We start from the raw sequence: 17358 nt of genomic DNA on the forward strand, positions 1-17358 counted from the left end.
CCCTACAACCCACCCGTGGCCTGAACGCCAACGCCCAGCACGGTCAACACCGACAGGGGCAACAGCAGGGTGTCGAGCAAAGCGCTGGCCGGCAGGTCCAGGCCCGGATAACTCGGTGCCGGCGCGCCAAAGCGGTCCATGGCGCAGCAACCGCCCTGCAAGGCGTATACGTCCAGCCGCGTTCCCGCATACACCACCGGCGCCCCGGGTTTGGCGGCGTCCAGGGTGCGCACCGTGGCACAGCCGCCCAGTTGCAGGGCGAGCAACAGCGCTAGCAGGCCTTTACTCATCGCTACTCAAATGGTGCTCGCCCCAGCGCGGCAGCATGTCCTGGGGAATGTCGAGCAGGTTGAGAATGCGTGCCACCACGAAATCGATCAAATCATCGATGGTCTGCGGCTGGTGATAGAACCCGGGCGAGGCCGGCAAAATGGTCACGCCCATGTTCGACAGTTTGAGCATGTGCTCCAGGTGAATGCTCGAATACGGCGCCTCGCGGGGCACCAGAATCAACTGGCGGCGCTCCTTGAGGGTGACATCGGCGGCGCGCTCGATCAGGTTATTGCACGCGCCAGTGGCAATCGCCGACAAGGTGCCGGTGGAACACGGCACCACCACCATGGCCGCCGGCGCGCTCGAGCCGGACGCCACCGGCGACATCCAATCCTCCTTGCCGTACACGCGGATCTGCCCGGCGGCCGCGCCCGTGTACTCGGTGAGGAAGGCTTGCATCATCTGGGTCTTGGGCGGCAGCGAGACGTCGGTCTCGGTGGCCATTACCAGTTGCGCCGCCTTGGAAATCAGGAAGTGCACCTCGCGGTCTTCGCGCACCAGGCAATCGAGCAGGCGCAAGCCGTACTGCGCGCCGGAAGCCCCGGTCATTGCCAGGGTGATGCGCTCCGGGCCGCTCATTGCAGCGCCTCGGCGAGCTTGCCATGCAGGCCGCCGAAGCCGCCGTTGCTCATGATGACCACGTGGGTGCCGGGGCGGGCCTGGCTTTTCACCCGCTCGATGATGCCTTCCAGAGAGTCGCTGACAATCGAGGGCACCGTGCACAGCGCCGCGATGCTGGCCAGGTCCCAGCCCAGGTTGGCCGGGGCGAACCAGATCACCTGGTCGGCATCGACCACGCTTTGCGGCAAGCCGTCGCGGTGGGCGCCGAGTTTCATCGAGTTGGAACGCGGCTCGATGATGGCGATCACCGGCGCATCGCCCACGCGCTTGCGCAGGCCATCGAGGGTGGTGGCAATGGCGGTGGGGTGGTGGGCGAAGTCGTCGTAAATGGTAATGCCGCGCACCTCGGCGACTTTTTCCATGCGCCGCTTGACGCTCTTGAACGCGCTCAGCGCGGCGATACCCATGGCCGGCACAACGCCGACGTGGCGTGCGGCGGCCAGGGTGGCCAGGGCATTGGCGACGTTGTGCTGGCCGGTCATGTCCCACTCGACCACGCCATGGGCCACGCCCTCGAACAGCACCTCAAAGCGCGAGCCGTCCTCGCTGAGCAGCTTGGCCTGCCATTGCCCACCTGCGCCGGTGGTTTGTACCGGGGTCCAGCAACCCATCTCGATCACCCGCTGCAACGCCGGTTCGGTGGTGGGGTGGATAACCAGGCCTTCGCTCGCAATGGTACGCACCAAATGGTGGAATTGCCGTTCGATAGCCGGCAGATCGGGGAAGATGTCCGCATGATCGAACTCAAGGTTATTGAGGATCGCGGTGCGCGGGTGGTAATGGACGAATTTCGAGCGTTTGTCGAAGAAGGCGCTGTCGTATTCATCCGCCTCGATGACGAAGAACGGCGTATCGCCCAGGCGCGCCGACACCGAAAAATTCTGCGGCACACCGCCGATCAGGAAACCCGGGCTCATGCCCGCGTGCTCCAGCACCCAGGCGAGCATGCTGCTGGTGGTGGTCTTGCCGTGGGTGCCGGCCACAGCCAAGACCCAACGGCCTTGCAGCACATGGTCGGCCAGCCACTGCGGGCCGGAGACGTAGGGCAAGCCCTTGTTCAGCACATACTCGACCGCCGGGTTACCCCTGGACATGGCGTTGCCGATGACCACCAGGTCCGGAGCCGGGTCGAGCTGCGCCGGGTCGTAGCCCTGGGTCAGGACAATGCCCTGGGCCTCCAGTTGCGTGCTCATCGGCGGGTAGACGTTAGCGTCGGACCCGGTGACGTGATGGCCCAATTCTTTGGCCAACACCGCCATCGAACCCATGAAAGTGCCGCAGATACCGAGAATATGAATGTGCATAGTCGACCTCGTAAAACATCGCGGCAGGTTAGCGCAGGGTGGCTGGATGCGCACCTGGAGTTTGCCCCTCACCTCCCACCACCCCATCACTGTGGAGCGGGCCTTGCCCGCGATGGGCCGGTGCAGGTGCTGCATGTCTACCCGCCCATCGCGAGCAGGCTCGCTCCCACAGCGGAAAAATGAACATCCCAGCCACACCACCGTTCAACTGTGGGGGCGGGCCTTGCCCGCGATGGGCTGGTGCAGGTGCTGCATATCTACCCGCCCATCGCGAGCAGGCTCGCTCCCACAGCGGAAAAATGAACATCCCAGCCACACCACCGTTCAACTGTGGGAGCGGGCCTTGCCCGCGATGGCGGCATTGCTGCCAATACACATCTGGCAGATACACAGTCAGCACACCCGGGCAAACCGCCCGCTACCGCGCAATCCCATGCTTGCGCAGTTTGCGATAGAGGGTGTTGCGGCTTACCCCCAGTTGGGCGGCGGTGTGAGTCATGTGCCAGCGCTGCTGCTCCAGGGCCGTGAGCAAGGCCAGGCGTTCGGCGTCGTCGAGGGGGAATTCGCCCGGCACGGTGCTTTCATTGGCGGCCGCAGGCACTGGGGCTTGGCGGATCAGCGCCGGCAAGTCCGGCAAACCGATGCGCCCGTCCTCGCACAACGCCGCCAGGGTGCGCAGCACGTTGCGCAGTTGTCGCACGTTGCCCGGCCAGGCGAAATCCAGCAGCGCCTGGCGCGCCGGGGCGTCGAGCAGCACGCTGTGGCCGCCCGCCTCCTCGGCCAGGAGAAAGTCGAGCAACTGGGATTTGTCGCTGCGCGCACGCAACGCCGGCAAGGCGATTTCCAGGCCATTGAGGCGGTAATACAAGTCTTCACGGAAACTGCCTTCGCGCACCCGCTCCAGCAGGTCGCGGTGGGTTGCGCTGATGATGCGCACGTTCACCGCCACAGGTTCGCCGCCAATGGGCACCACCAGCCGATCCTCCAGCACCCTTAATAGCCGGGTTTGCAACGCCAACGGCATATCGCCGATTTCATCGAGGAACAAGGTCCCGCCGTCGGCCTGTTGCAGCTTGCCGCGCATGCCATCCTTGCGCGCGCCGGTGAAACTGCCGCCGCGATAGCCGAACAGTTCGCTCTCGATCAGGCTTTCCGGGATCGCCGCACAGTTGAGGGCGACGAACGCTTTGTCCGCGCGCTGGCTGGCCTGGTGCACAGCCTTGGCGAACGCCTCCTTGCCGGAGCCGGTTTCGCCATGGATAAGCAGCGGCACATCGCGCTCGAACACCCGCAGGGCCTTGCGAAAATCCTCCTGCAAACCCGCATCGCCCAGGCACAGGCCCGGCAGCGTCGCCCGTGGCGTAACGGGCGGCGCCACTTGCGGGGCGGGGCTCGGCACGCGACGCGCCTGGCCGCGCAACAGGGCGAACAAGCCACGCCCGTCGCGGGTGCGCAGCGGCCAACTGGCGCTGGCGTCGACGCTGGCCCGTTCTAGCAACTGGTCGAGGGAGCAGTCGAAAAAGTCTTCCACCGCGTGCCCCAGCAGCCCGCCGCGCCCCACCCCCAGCAGGTTCAGTGCGCTCTGGTTGACCGCACAGATACGCCCTTCACCATCGAACGCCAGCAACCCTTCGCTGAACAAACCCACCGACTCGGCCTGCAAGTGAAAGCGCAACAGCCATTGGTTATCGAAATAGCGCAGGAAATAGCAGCTCTCGATCATCTTCGCCGAGAGGTTGACCAGGGCCATGGTGTGGAACTGGCTCTGGCGCGAGACATCGTGGCGCGCCGACGACACGTCGAGCACCGCCAGCAATTGGCCATGGGGGTCGAACACCGGGCTCGCCGAGCAGGTCAGGCCCGTGTGGCGGCCGCGAAAGTGTTCGTCCTGGTGGATGGTCAAGGCCTGGCGCTCCACCAGGCAGGTGCCGATGCCGTTAGTGCCTTCGCAGGCCTCGCTCCAGTCGGCGCCGAGCCACAGCCCGGCGCGCTCGAAGATGCGCCGCTCGGTGGGCGCGGTCACGCAATTGAGGATCACCCCGCGCGCATCGGTGAGCAGCACCGCGTGGCCGGCGCCGCAGAGCTGCTGGTGCAGGCTGTTCATTTCGCCTCCGGCAATGTGCAACACCTGCTGCAAACGCTCGCGGCTTTCCAGCACACGGCCGTGTTCGAGCACGGTGGGCGCCATGGCCAGGGCGGGGTCGAGGTGATAGTCCTCAAGGCAACGCAACCACGAGCGGGCAATCGACGGGTCGCTGCCCGGGCCCTGCAAGTGGGCCTTGCCCTGGGTCACCGTCAGCACCTGCTGGGCGTGACGGCTCAGATGGTTGTTGAGCATTTTTTATTGTTCTCCTGCGCCAGGGCTGAAAGGGCGAACCCAAGACACGCGAAGGCCCAGCATCCTCCTGCGCGTGGCCGATTGCAATCACACCGCGACCGAGGAGTCACAGGCTGTACCGCTTGCGGTACAAAGTGTCACTTTGGCTGTATCGAAACTGCCACGCCGGGCGCCCGGCAGCGTCTACGACAAACGCCAAACCCTTGATTTTGCTGGGGCGCCGGGCAGTGGCCCGACCTTTGCTCTAGGCTTATGCAAGCGCCACGGCGCGTCCTCCCCTATAAGCACAAGAGTCAGGAGATACTCACCATGCGTTACGCACACCCCGGTACTGAAGGCGCCATCGTTTCCTTCAAGGCCAAGTACGGCAACTACATCAACGGCGAGTTCGTGGCGCCGGTCAAAGGCCAGTACTTCACCTCCACCTCGCCGGTCAACGGCCAGCCGATTGCCGAATTTCCCCGCTCCAGCGCCGAAGACATCGACAAAGCCCTGGACGCCGCCCACGCTGCCGCTGATGCCTGGGGCAAGACCTCAGTGCAGGACCGCGCCCTGGTGCTGCTGAAAATCGCCGACCGCATCGAACAGAACCTCGAAGTGCTGGCCATCACCGAAACCTGGGACAACGGCAAAGCGGTGCGCGAAACCCTCAACGCCGACATTCCCCTGGCTGCCGATCACTTTCGCTACTACGCCGGCTGCATCCGCGCCCAGGAAGGCAGCAGCGCCGAAATCAACGAACACACCGCCGCCTATCACTTTCACGAGCCGTTGGGTGTGGTCGGGCAGATCATCCCGTGGAACTTCCCGATCCTGATGGCCGCGTGGAAACTCGCCCCGGCCCTGGCCGCGGGTAACTGCGTCGTGCTCAAACCCGCCGAACAGACGCCCCTGGGCATCAGCGTGCTGATGGAGCTGATCGGCGACCTGCTGCCACCGGGCGTGCTCAACGTGGTGCAAGGTTTCGGCAAAGAGGCTGGCGAAGCGCTGGCCACCAGCAAGCGCATCGCCAAAATCGCCTTCACAGGCTCCACGCCTGTGGGCGCGCACATCATGAAATGCGCGGCCGACAACATCATCCCGTCCACCGTGGAGCTGGGCGGCAAGTCGCCGAACATCTTCTTTGAAGACATCATGAAGGCCGAGCCGCAGTTCATCGAAAAAGCCGCCGAAGGCCTGGTGCTGGCGTTCTTCAACCAGGGCGAAGTGTGCACCTGCCCGTCCCGCGCCTTGGTGCAGGAGTCGATCTACGACGAGTTCATGCAAGTGGTGATGAAAAAGGTCGCGCAGATCAAACGCGGCGACCCTCTCGACACCGACACCATGGTCGGCGCCCAGGCGTCCGAGCAGCAGTTCGACAAAATCCTCTCGTACCTGGAAATCGCCAAGGGCGAAGGCGCGCAATTGCTCACCGGCGGCAAGGTAGAAAAACTCGAAGGCAACCTGGCCAGCGGCTACTACATCCAGCCAACGCTGCTCAAGGGCACCAACCAGATGCGCGTGTTCCAGGAAGAAATCTTCGGCCCGGTAGTGAGCATCACCACCTTCAAGGACGAAGCCGAAGCCCTGGCGATTGCCAACGACACCGAGTTCGGCCTGGGCGCCGGCCTGTGGACCCGCGACATCAACCGCGCCTACCGCATGGGCCGGGCGATCAAGGCCGGGCGCGTGTGGACCAACTGCTACCACTTGTACCCGGCCCACGCCGCGTTCGGTGGCTACAAAAAGTCCGGCGTCGGCCGCGAAACCCACAAAATGATGCTCGACCACTACCAACAGACCAAAAACCTGCTGGTGAGCTACGACATCAACCCACTGGGCTTCTTCTAACCCCCGACCGGCCCGCTCCCACACTTGGCGTGCATACCGCTGTGGGAGCGAGCCTGCTCGCGAAAATGGCAATCCGTTCTAGAACCAGGCTGGCAGTACCGGCCCCCACAGATGATCGTCGCAAGCCGCTGCACCTCTTCCGGCACACAGATGCCGGGCTAAAACAATAAAAATTGAAGGTGATCCATCATGCCAAGCGAACCTACTGGCTCCTCCGTCGATTTTGAAAAAGTCGGCAGCGAATACTTCCAACAACGCGAACTGAAAAAAGGCGCCGCCGGCTGGGTACTGTTGGTCGGCCTCGGCGTGGCCTACGTGATTTCCGGCGACTACGCCGGGTGGAACTTCGGCCTGGCCCAGGGTGGCTGGGGCGGGATGTTCCTGGCCACCTTGCTGATGGCCACCATGTACCTGTGCATGTGTTTTTCCCTGGCCGAACTGTCGTCCATGATCCCCACCGCCGGCGGCGGCTATGGCTTTGCCCGCAGCGCATTCGGGCCCTGGGGCGGGTTTCTCACCGGCACGGCGATCCTGATCGAATACGCCATCGCCCCCGCCGCCATCGCGGTGTTTATCGGCGCGTATTGTGAGTCGCTGTTTGGCATAGGCGGCTGGGTGATCTACCTGGCGTTCTACATTCTGTTTATCGGCATCCACATTTTCGGCGTGGGCGAAGCGCTCAAACTGATGTTCATCATCACCGCCGTCGCCGCCATTGCCCTGGGGGTGTTCCTGGTGGCGATGGTGCCGCACTTCTCGGTCGCCAACCTGCTGGATATCCCGGTCACCGAAGCGGTGGGCGCCAGCAACTTCCTGCCCTTCGGCTATGTCGGGGTGTGGGCGGCGATTCCTTACGCCATCTGGTTTTTCCTCGCCGTCGAAGGTGTGCCCCTGGCGGCCGAAGAAACCAAGAACCCCAAGCGCGACCTGCCGCGCGGCCTGATCGGCGCCATGCTGGTGCTGCTCAGCTTTGCCTTGCTGATCTTGGTGATCGGCCCCGGCGGCGCAGGCGCCAACGCCTTGCTGACCTCGGGCAATCCGTTGGTCGAGGCGCTGGCCAAGGCTTATGGCGGTTCCACCTGGATGGGCAGTTTCGTCAACCTGGTGGGCCTGGCGGGGTTGATCGCCAGTTTCTTCTCGATCATCTACGCCTACTCGCGGCAGATCTTCGCCTTGTCCCGCGCCGGCTACCTGCCGCGCAAGTTGTCCCAGACCAATAAAAGCAAGGCGCCGGTGCTGGCGCTGATTATCCCCGGCATCATCGGTTTTGGCCTGTCCCTGACCGGCCAGGGCGACCTGCTGATTCTGGTGGCCGTGTTCGGCGCGACCATTTCCTACGTGCTGATGATGGCCGCGCACATCACCCTGCGTATCCGCCGCCCCAAAATGGAGCGCCCGTACCGCACCCCGGGCGGCATCTTCACCTCGGGTGTGGCCCTGGTGCTGGCCTGTATCGCCGTGGTGGCGGGCTTTCTGGTGGACCCGCGAGTGGTGATTGGCGCAGCCATCATCTATGGAGTATTAATTGCTTACTTTGCTTTCTACAGCCGGCATCACTTGGTAGCAGGCACGCCCGAAGAAGAATTCGCGGCCATTCAAAAAGCGGAAGAAGCCTTGCACTGACCGCCGAAAACCTCGGCCCCGGGGCATACCTCGGGGCCGCCAAGGAGAACCTGTATGGCAAGTTTTTCTCATGCCGTCGGCGCCATGACCTATCGCTTCGACGACCTCAAGGACGTCATGGCCAAGGCCAGCCCGGCCCGCTCCGGCGATTTCCTGGCCGGTATCGCCGCCCTCAATGACGGCGAGCGCGTCGCGGCGCAAATGGCCCTGGCCAACATCGAACTCACGCATTTTCTGCAAGAAGCGCTGATCCCCTACGAAAACGACGAAGTCACCCGGCTGATTATCGATACCCACGACAAAGCCGCGTTCGCCACGGTCAGCCACCTGACCGTGGGCGGTTTTCGCGACTGGCTGCTCAGCGAGGCCGCCGACGAGCACAGCCTGCGCGCCCTGGCGCCGGGCCTGACCCCGGAAATGGTCGCCGCCGTGTCGAAGATCATGCGCGTGCAGGACCTGATCCTGGTGGCGCAGAAAATCCGCGTGGTCACGAAGTTCCGCGGCACCCTGGGCCTGCGCGGGCGCCTCTCGACGCGCCTGCAACCCAACCACCCCACGGATGAGCCGGCGGGCATCGCCGCGAGCATTCTCGATGGCCTGCTCTACGGCAACGGCGACGCCATGATCGGCATCAACCCGGCCACCGACAGCATCGCCTCGATCTGCGCCCTGCTGGAAATGCTCGACGCGGTGATCCAGCGCTACGAAATCCCCACGCAAGCCTGCGTGCTAACCCACGTCACCACCTCAATCGAAGCGATCAATCGCGGCGTGCCGCTGGACTTGGTGTTCCAGTCGATTGCCGGCACCGAGGCGGCCAACGCCAGTTTCGGCGTCAGCCTCAATGTTTTGCAGGAGGGCTACGACGCGGGCCTGAGCCTCAAACGCGGCACCCTGGGGCAAAACCTCATGTACTTCGAGACCGGCCAGGGCAGCGCGCTGTCGGCCAACGCCCACCACGGCCTCGACCAGCAAACCTGCGAAACCCGCGCCTATGCCGTGGCGCGGCACTTCAAGCCGTTTTTGGTCAACACCGTGGTCGGCTTCATCGGCCCGGAATACCTATACAACGGCAAGCAGATCATTCGTGCCGGCCTCGAAGACCACTTCTGCGGCAAGCTGTTGGGCGTGCCCATGGGGTGCGACATCTGCTACACCAACCACGCCGAAGCCGACCAGGACGACATGGACACCCTGCTGACCCTGCTGGGCGTGGCCGGGATCAACTTCATCATGGGCATCCCCGGCTCCGACGACATCATGCTCAACTACCAGACCACCTCCTTCCACGACGCCCTCTACGCCCGCCAGACCCTGGGCCTCAAACCGGCCCCCGAGTTCGAGCAGTGGCTGGCGAAAATGGGCATCTTCACCCAGGCCGACGGCAACGTGCGCTTTGGCCACAACCTACCGCCAGCCTTCCGCCAGGCCTTGGCGCAACTGGGATGAGCGAGCACAGCATGGACAAACCGACCCCCAACCCCTGGCTGCCACTGCGCACCCTGACGCCTGCGCGCATCGCCCTGGGCCGCACCGGCACCAGCATGCCCACCGGCGCGCAACTGGATTTCCAGTACGCCCACGCCCAGGCCCGCGATGCAGTGCACCTGGCCTTCGACCACGGCGAACTGAGCCGCCAATTGGCCGAGCGTGGCCGCGACAGCCTGCTGCTGCACAGCGCCGCGCCCGACCGCCACAGCTACCTGCAACGCCCCGACCTAGGGCGGCGCCTGAGCGATGAGTCGGCGCACACCCTGCGCGAACACGCCCAGGCCTACCCCGGCGGGGTGGATTTGGTGGTGGTGGTGGCCGATGGTTTGTCGGCACTGGCAGTGCATCGCCATACCCTGCCGTTCCTCACGCGCCTGGAAGAACAAGCCGCCAGTGATGGCTGGACAATCGCCCCAGTGATACTGGTGCAACAGGGCCGCGTGGCCGTGGCCGACGAAATCGGTGAACTGCTGGGGGCGAAAATGACCGTGATCCTCATCGGCGAACGCCCCGGCCTCAGTTCCCCGGACAGCCTGGGGCTGTATTTCACCTACAACCCCAAGGTCGGCCTGACCGACGCCTACCGCAATTGCATCTCTAACGTGCGCCTCGAAGGCCTGAGCTACGGCATGGCCGCCCACCGCTTGCTCTACCTGATGCGCGAGGCCTGCCGGCGCCAACTGTCGGGGGTCAACCTCAAGGACGAAGCCCAGGTGCACACACTTGAAAGCGATTCCACGGGCAATCCAGGCAATTTCCTACTCGGTCCACAGAATGACTGAACGGTACTGCGATTGCGCTTTTGCCATGGTTTAGGCAGCATCAAGCCACTACTCGCCGTTACTCCCACAAGCAGTTGAGGCCCCCTCATGCGGATTACCCAAGCGACCCTCGAACACCTGGACCTGTTGACCCCTCTGTTCGTCAAGTACCGCGAGTTCTATGGCGCTCTGGCCTATCCGGACTCCTCCCGGGCCTTCCTGGAAAAGCGCCTGCGGCGCAAGGAATCGGTGATCTACCTAGCCCTGGGCGATGACGGCAAACTCATGGGCTTTTGCCAGCTCTACCCGAGTTTCTCGTCCCTGTCCCTCAAGCGCGTGTGGATCCTCAACGACATCTACGTCGCCGAAGATGCCCGCCGCCAATTGGTCGCCGATAACCTGATCCGCACGGCCAAGAAAATGGCCAAGGAAACCAACGCCGTGCGCATGCGGGTGTCCACCAGCAGCGACAACGAGGTGGCGCAGAAAACCTACGAATCCATCGGTTTTCGCGAAGACAGCGAGTTCAAGAACTACGTTCTGCCCATCAGCGACGAATAAACCCCGCACAAGGGGGCGCCGCCCGCCCCCAATGCCACCGAGACATCCCCCGCTACAAAACCACCACGCACAGCCCTCCCATGTCCGTATAATGCGGGCCTTTTCCGCTTGTAAGAAAACCTACACAGCCGTGTAGCTCATCGCTCTAGCACGGGCCCGCCGAGTCGGGCCGTCACCACAGGTGCCTTCCATGGATTTCAACCCGCTCGACCTTATCCTGCATCTCGATGTGTACCTCGACCTGCTGGTAACCAACTACGGGCCATGGATCTACGCCATCCTGTTTTTGGTGATCTTCTGCGAGACCGGCCTAGTGGTGATGCCCTTCCTGCCAGGTGACTCGCTGCTGTTCATCGCGGGCGCCGTGGCGGCGGGTGGCGGCATGGACCCGGTGTTGCTAGCGGGCCTGTTGATGCTGGCAGCGATATTGGGCGACAGCACCAACTACGTGATCGGGCGAACGGCCGGCGAACGGCTGTTCAGCAACCCCAACTCGAAGATCTTCCGCCGCGACTACCTGCAACAAACCCACGACTTCTACGACAAGCACGGCGGCAAAACCGTGACCCTGGCGCGCTTCCTGCCAATCATCCGCACCTTCGCGCCCTTCGTCGCCGGCGTGGCGAAAATGCCCTACCCACGCTTCTTCGGTTTTAGCGTATTCGGCACAATCCTCTGGGTCGGCGGCCTGGTGACCCTGGGCTACTTCTTCGGCAACGTGCCGTTCATCAAGAAGAACCTCTCGCTGCTGGTGGTGGGCATCATTCTCCTGTCGTTGCTGCCGATGATTATCGGCGTGGTGCGCAGCCGCCTCGCCCGCTCGGCCTCCAAAACCCAGCCGCGCTGACACCATGTGGTCGCTGCGCGCCTGGCGCCGTCAACGCACCCTCGCCAAGCACCCCGTTGCCGACGAAACCTGGCAGCGTGTGCGCCATCACCTGAGTTTTCTTGACGGTTTGAGCGAGGCCGAGGACCAGTGGCTGCGCGAGGCCAGCGTGTTGTTCCTGGAGGAAAAGCACCTGACCACCCTGCCCGGCGTCGAGCTGCACCAAGAGCAGCGCCTGCTGCTGGCCGCCCAGGCCCAGTTGCCGCTGCTGCACCTGGGGGACTTGCCCTGGTACCGCGGCTTCCACGAAATCGTGCTCTACCCGGACGACTTCCTCAGCCCCCAGCGCCATCGCGACGCCAACGGCGTGGAACACGAATGGGACGGCGAGCACAGCGGCGAAGCCTGGCAACAGGGGCCGATCATCCTCGCCTGGCCCGGCGTGGAGGCCAGCGGCGGCTGGGAAGGCTACAACCTGGTGATCCACGAACTGGCGCACAAACTCGACATGCTCAACGGCGACGCTAATGGCCTGCCGCCACTGCACAGCGACATGCGCGTCAGCGACTGGGCCAGCGTCATGCAGCACGCCTACGACGACCTCAACCGCCAGTTGGACCGCAACCCCGACGCCCCGACCGCTATCGACCCCTACGCCGCAGAAAACCCCGCCGAGTTCTTCGCCGTCACCAGCGAATACTTCTTCAGCGCCCCCGACCTACTCGCCGACGCTTACTCGCAGGTCTATGAGCAACTGCGCCTGTTCTACCGCCAGGACCCACTGGCCAGGCTCAAGCAACTGCAGGCCAGCCATCCGGCCTACGCCGCACACGACTAAGGTCTACACGACCTCTGGTACGTGGCAAGGCCTTGAGAATATGCCTATAATCGCCGCCACCTTTTGGCCAATCCGGCCGAGTCAATCGGCCAACCACGGGGGCATCGCCCAATGAGCTACAGCAAGATTCCGGCTGGCAAAGACCTGCCGAACGACATCTACGTCGCCATCGAAATTCCGGCAAACCACGCGCCGATCAAATACGAAATCGACAAAGACAGCGACTGCCTGTTCGTTGACCGTTTCATGGCCACCCCCATGTTCTACCCGGCCAACTACGGCTTCATCCCCAACACCCTGGCTGACGACGGCGACCCCCTCGACGTGCTGGTCGTGACCCCGTACCCGGTTGCGCCAGGCTCGGTCATCCGCGCCCGCCCGGTCGGCATCCTGCACATGACCGACGACGGTGGTGGCGATGCCAAAGTCATCGCAGTCCCGCACGACAAACTGTCCCAACTGTACGTGGACGTGAAGGAATACACCGATCTGCCAGCCCTGCTGCTGGAACAGATCAAGCACTTCTTCGAGAACTACAAAGACCTCGAAAAAGGCAAATGGGTGAAGATCGACGGTTGGGGCGACGCCGAAGCCGCCCGCACCGAGATCCTGAAATCGGTTGCCGCCTACAAAGGCTGAACCCGACATCAGCCCCCCAAAAAACCCCGCTAGCCGGGGTTTTTTTATGGCCGCGTGAATCGCCGCACACTCAGATGTTTAATATTTAAGTACATGTCGTACTAAACGTTTATTTCACATTGAAACAATAAAAAACAACCTGCCCACCCAATGAAACTTATAAAAAATGAACGCTTTGTTTATTTAAACAACTATCGCTCATCAGTAAACTCCGTGTTTATGAAGAAATCAGCCGGCGACCGTTTCAAAGCTCTGCTCAAAGAAGTGGGTATCAGGCCCTCGGACTTCGCGAAGTTTTGCAACACCAGACCCCAAGACGTAAACAACTGGTACATCCGTGGTGTGCCCTACCGGCGCATGGACGAAATAGCCTCGCTGTTGTCCGTCAATAGCGCCTGGCTACGTACTGGCGAGGGCCCTAAGTACCCACGTAAACAACAGCAAACCGACAAGCCCGTTAAGGAAACTCACCACAACTTCGTTCAAACACCTGACATTGAAATTCCTCTTTATAAAGAAGTCGCCACCCACGCCGACACCCAACAAACCCGTATCGTGGAAATACCCGGCCAGGGCATACGCTTGCCCCGACATGACCTCGAACTCCTGGACATTGATCCGGCACACGCCATTTGCGTACACATGATCGGCAACAGCATGGAAGAACTCATCCAGGACGGCTCCATCCTCGCCATTGACCGCGGCCTCACACAAATCGTCGACGGTGAAATCTACGCGGTTGAATGCGACGGCATCCTGCGCATCCGCTACCTGCACCGCCAGCCCAGCGGCGCCGTACGCCTGCGCAGCCACAACAGCACCGACTACCCAGACGAAATTTTCAGCGCCGAACAACTTCAGGCGCAAAACATCCGGATCCTGGGTTGGGTGTTCTGGTGGTCGACCCTGAACAAACGCCGCCCACTGCTGCATTTCGAATAACCCACAAAGCCCCTTTGCGCTGGGAACTTGCGAGAAATATCAGTATGCTGCGCCCCACATTCGCGCATCACCCCCCTCAAAAGGGCCAGAGCGCCCGACGCGGCAGATGATTTTCTCGCCAAGTCCCACAGCCGGACGCAAGAGCCGGGTGTACGTTTTGAAGGCTGGCGCGGTTTACCAAAAATAAGCCAAGCCAGTCCCCGAGAAGCCGGCCACAAGCCGGCTTTTTAACGCCTGAAACACAAGTACAGCAAGGGTTCTGCGAATTACTCAGACTTCACCCACCACTTCACCCGCCACCCAGCGCAAATCACTTCCTCGCTCACTAGCCTTACTAAACCGAACACCCGCACGTTAAGATCGATGTTTCGATTTATCTAAAGGAACGAGTATGGATTTCTTTTACGGGCTAGTCCTGATTGGAATCGCGGTTGCGGTCTATTTCATCCCCCTGCTGATAGCGAGCAAGCGTGAACACCCGTCGGGGAACGCAATAGCAGCATTAAACCTTTTAGCTGGTTGGACGTTCCTTGGATGGCTCGTAGCGCTTGTGTGGTCGCTTTCAGCCTTTACGTCGGTCAAAGAACCCAGCAAATTGCAGAAAGAAAGCTCAGCGAATGACCTTTTCAGGCTAGCCGAGCTGCGGGAGAAGGGATTGCTCACTCAGGAAGAATTTGAGCGCGAAAAAGCCAAACTCATTTAACTGCATCAACGCCATGAAAGCACGGAGACGGTGAGCCCCTATAAGGGCCCGCGAATGAATTGAGCAGCGGGCACACATTTAGTTTTGAAAGCTATGCCCACATCACGCCCGGATAAGGTGAGGCAGTAGCTTCGATGAAGCCCGGGTGGGTTGCATTGGTGCCGGCTTCGCTCATTTCGCACAGTGGAAAAGTGTAGTCGGACCAGACAGCCAAGGCAGCGAGCAGGAAGTCGCGGCCGGACTCGCAAAGTCTGCCCTGTCCGAACAGGAGCGTCTGATAGCCGGTCTTCTGTCCCCTACACATCTACTGGATGTGCTGCGACATTTCATGCTGTTCATGCAGGTCGGTGGCCAGACCATCAAGACCGTCTGTCGCTACCAACAATACCGCGCCGTAAACCGCGCCATCTCCCGGCTAAAAACGGGGAAAACCCGTCACGAACATGGGGAGTTCGACCAGCGCGGGGGCATCGTTTGGCACACTCAAGGCTCAGGCAAAAGCCTGACCATGGTGTTTTTGGTCCGCAAGATGCGCACAGACACCCAGCTAAGGCGCTTTAAAGTCGTCGTGGTAACCGACCGCAAGGACTTGCAAAGTCAGTTGGCGGCAACCGCCACACTGACCGGCGAGCGACCAGACGTCGCTACCAGTTCAGCGGGCGTGAAGGCATTGGTACGGCGTCAAGGACCAGGTCTGGTCTTCGCCACTATCCAGAAGTACCGCAATGATGAACTGGAAAGCGATACGCCATCGGGCGAGAAAGTTATTCCCGACGCAGCCGCCAAATACAAGGTTGCCGAAGATCGCCCCATCTACCAAGTCAACAAGCCCTTCGAAGTATTGAACGCCGACGAGAGCATTGTGGTGTTGGTGGCGAAGGCTTCCTGTACCTAGGTCGCAGTTACAGGCTCAAGCTGGTCGACGAGCAGGACGTGCCCTTGAAACTGACGGGGGGACGCTTTCTGCTGCTACGCAGCCAGCTGCCACAGGCGAGGGAACACTTTATTCGCTGGTACAGCTTGCATGCCCGTAACTGGCTCGCCTTGCGGGCAAAGGAGTACCAAGGACGTATGGACGTTTCCCCCGGAGGGGTGCGGGTGCAGGATCTTGGCTATCGCTGGGGATCATGCGGTAAAGGTGAAATTCTCTACTTCCACTGGAAAAGCATCCTTCTGCCCAAGCACATCGCCGAATACGTCGTGGTCCATGAAATGGTCCATCTACACGAGCCGCACCACACCCCAGAGTTCTGGCTACGGCTCGAACGCGCCATGCCCGATTACGCACAGCGCAAGGAATGGCTGGCTGAACATGGGATTGAGGTGGAAGGGATATAGAAAGATATCGGTAATAGCTAACGCCCTTTCTTAGAAGCGGGAGGGCTATATCCACCGGTGATTGAGTGCTATGCAGACAAGGTAGATACCAGTCTGCGGCGGCTGAAAAAGCGGGGGATGGGGTTGAGCAATTATCCCCAACTCGCCCCTTCAATAGCCGCATCTCAGCTCGCAAGTATGTTGACGTACTGCTGGTAGAGCTGCCCCTTTTGTACTGGCGACATATTCTCCGCGGGAACGTACTCGGTGAAGATAATGCCTGAATAGTCTGGAAATCTGGCTTCTGTCAGTCGCTCCATTGGCAGGTCGAAAATGGTCTGGTCGACCGATTCGATGAAGGATTCAAGGCTGACCGGTTCTCCCTCGCTATCCAGTTCCTCCCACAAGGCGCCACCCTCGAAGACCGTGCTGTCCCATTCTCCGGAAAATAGGAATTGGGCCAGTAACTCCAGGGATTTGTCGTTCCACAGTCGGTAGGTCATATACTCGCGCTCATACCCCTCGGAGACACGATCGACAATATCGCTGAACTTCAGGGCAAGTTTGTCTGCACCGTCAAAACTGAAATCGGTGTGCGCATCTCCGAAACCGGCTCGAAGGCTGAAGGGATGGGGAGTGCAAAGCTTTAGGGCAATGGCATAGGCGCTCCCCCTCAAGCGGTAGTCGTGTCGATCCAGGGTTTTGACACTTAGCAAGATTTGCTTGCTGAGATAATTGATTAAGTCTTTACGAATGTAATCCCTTGTTTTATACACCCAAGATTCATCATAGACAGGCTGCGCGCCAACGATCACCAAGTTAGAACAAAGGCCGGGCTCAAGGGGACGCGAGAATCGCTCCAATGGAAGCTCAAGTGCATAGGCTTCATCAAAGTTTCGCAGGCCTGTCCGGATATCGTCGATCAGTTGGTTTCGGTGCTTGATCTGATTTTCATCCAGGCCATGGTCGGCTCCATAGTTCATTCCGTTGCCTCAATTTTGGGGGGATGCTGTAGAACCGCACGACGCAGTCCTTAATGGTGACGGAGCGACGCGACAGATCGCGTCGCGCTGGATACATCTTGCGCAGAGCTATTTATTGCCGCCTGAATTCATAGAATAAGTGCAACGTTTGAAACGATAGGCAGAGAGTCAGCCACCGGTAGAATCCAGGCTCTCACACCGAAGGATTCAAGCGCAGATGACTACGCATTACCGGCAGCTGACTCAGG

General features: G+C 61.2%; 15 protein-coding genes and 2 pseudogenes. 12 read left to right on the forward strand and 5 right to left on the reverse strand.

Annotated elements, in window-relative coordinates; translation table 11 throughout:
* Positions 1-2 precede the first annotated feature (2 nt).
* The 4 genes from AC19YR_RS18160 to AC19YR_RS18175 all read right to left on the reverse strand — a co-directional run bounded on the left by AC19YR_RS18160 (position 3) and on the right by AC19YR_RS18175 (position 4596).
* The gene (locus AC19YR_RS18160) at positions 3-290 is read right to left on the reverse strand and encodes a YceK/YidQ family lipoprotein (RefSeq protein ID WP_095109625.1); all 288 of its coding nucleotides are present in this window, start codon (positions 288-290) and stop codon (positions 3-5) included.
* Positions 283-912 carry a flavin prenyltransferase UbiX gene (ubiX, locus tag AC19YR_RS18165; RefSeq protein WP_500599545.1) on the reverse strand — a complete coding sequence of 210 codons (630 nt, stop codon included), beginning with the start codon at positions 910-912 and terminating at the stop codon, positions 283-285. The genes AC19YR_RS18160 and ubiX overlap by 8 nt, the downstream gene beginning before the upstream one ends.
* The gene (mpl, locus tag AC19YR_RS18170) at positions 909-2258 is read right to left on the reverse strand and encodes a UDP-N-acetylmuramate:L-alanyl-gamma-D-glutamyl-meso-diaminopimelate ligase (protein WP_095109627.1); all 1350 of its coding nucleotides are present in this window, start codon (positions 2256-2258) and stop codon (positions 909-911) included. Before mpl ends, ubiX begins: the two co-directional genes overlap by 4 nt.
* Positions 2259-2676: 418 nt before the next feature.
* Positions 2677-4596, reverse strand: coding sequence for a sigma-54-dependent Fis family transcriptional regulator (locus AC19YR_RS18175; RefSeq protein ID WP_500599547.1), 1920 nt, complete (start codon positions 4594-4596; stop codon positions 2677-2679).
* 309 nt (positions 4597-4905) lie between these two features.
* On the opposite strand from AC19YR_RS18175, the gene exaC reads away from it, so the two are divergent.
* From exaC to AC19YR_RS18235, 12 genes and pseudogenes are all read left to right on the forward strand, one after another.
* A complete protein-coding gene (gene exaC, locus AC19YR_RS18180) occupies positions 4906-6426 on the forward strand; it encodes an acetaldehyde dehydrogenase ExaC (RefSeq protein ID WP_500599549.1) in 1521 nt (506 codons plus the stop codon).
* A 189-nt stretch (positions 6427-6615) separates the two neighbouring features.
* The gene (eat, locus tag AC19YR_RS18185) at positions 6616-8049 is read left to right on the forward strand and encodes an ethanolamine permease (RefSeq protein WP_500599551.1); all 1434 of its coding nucleotides are present in this window, start codon (positions 6616-6618) and stop codon (positions 8047-8049) included.
* A gap of 54 nt (positions 8050-8103) precedes the next feature.
* Entirely contained in the window at positions 8104-9498 is a 1395-nt protein-coding gene (locus AC19YR_RS18190; RefSeq protein WP_095109631.1) for an ethanolamine ammonia-lyase subunit EutB, read from the forward strand.
* Positions 9495-10322: an ethanolamine ammonia-lyase subunit EutC gene (gene eutC / locus AC19YR_RS18195; protein WP_371856237.1), complete on the forward strand. Its 828-nt coding sequence runs from the start codon at positions 9495-9497 to the stop codon at positions 10320-10322. Before AC19YR_RS18190 ends, eutC begins: the two co-directional genes overlap by 4 nt.
* 87 nt (positions 10323-10409) lie before the next feature.
* Positions 10410-10862 carry a GNAT family N-acetyltransferase gene (locus tag AC19YR_RS18200; protein ID WP_095109632.1) on the forward strand — a complete coding sequence of 151 codons (453 nt, stop codon included), beginning with the start codon at positions 10410-10412 and terminating at the stop codon, positions 10860-10862.
* Positions 10863-11052: 190 nt separating this feature from the next.
* On the forward strand, positions 11053-11709 hold the full coding sequence (locus AC19YR_RS18205; RefSeq protein WP_500599553.1) for a DedA family protein: 657 nt from the start codon (positions 11053-11055) through the stop codon (positions 11707-11709).
* A gap of 4 nt (positions 11710-11713) precedes the next feature.
* Positions 11714-12526 carry a M90 family metallopeptidase gene (locus AC19YR_RS18210; protein ID WP_500599555.1) on the forward strand — a complete coding sequence of 271 codons (813 nt, stop codon included), beginning with the start codon at positions 11714-11716 and terminating at the stop codon, positions 12524-12526.
* Positions 12527-12637: 111 nt separating this feature from the next.
* The gene (gene ppa / locus AC19YR_RS18215; protein WP_095109635.1) at positions 12638-13165 is read left to right on the forward strand and encodes an inorganic diphosphatase; all 528 of its coding nucleotides are present in this window, start codon (positions 12638-12640) and stop codon (positions 13163-13165) included.
* 219 nt (positions 13166-13384) lie between these two features.
* Complete coding sequence (locus AC19YR_RS18220) at positions 13385-14107, forward strand: S24 family peptidase (protein ID WP_500599561.1); 723 nt, start codon at positions 13385-13387, stop codon at positions 14105-14107.
* 391 nt (positions 14108-14498) lie between these two features.
* Positions 14499-14810, forward strand: coding sequence for a superinfection immunity protein (locus AC19YR_RS18225; RefSeq protein ID WP_500599556.1), 312 nt, complete (start codon positions 14499-14501; stop codon positions 14808-14810).
* A gap of 124 nt (positions 14811-14934) precedes the next feature.
* Positions 14935-15702: pseudogene (locus AC19YR_RS18230) on the forward strand (DEAD/DEAH box helicase family protein); the annotation flags it as partial.
* Positions 15678-16148, forward strand: a pseudogene (locus AC19YR_RS18235) (M48 family metallopeptidase); the annotation flags it as partial. The pseudogenes AC19YR_RS18230 and AC19YR_RS18235, both read left to right, overlap by 25 nt.
* Before the next feature lie 164 nt (positions 16149-16312).
* Here AC19YR_RS18235 and AC19YR_RS18240 read toward each other — a convergent pair.
* Entirely contained in the window at positions 16313-17110 is a 798-nt protein-coding gene (locus tag AC19YR_RS18240) for a hypothetical protein (protein ID WP_463888401.1), read from the reverse strand.
* Between the last annotated feature and the right edge of the window lie 248 nt (positions 17111-17358).

The sequence above is a fragment of the Pseudomonas sp. MF08817 genome (genome assembly GCF_059862705.1).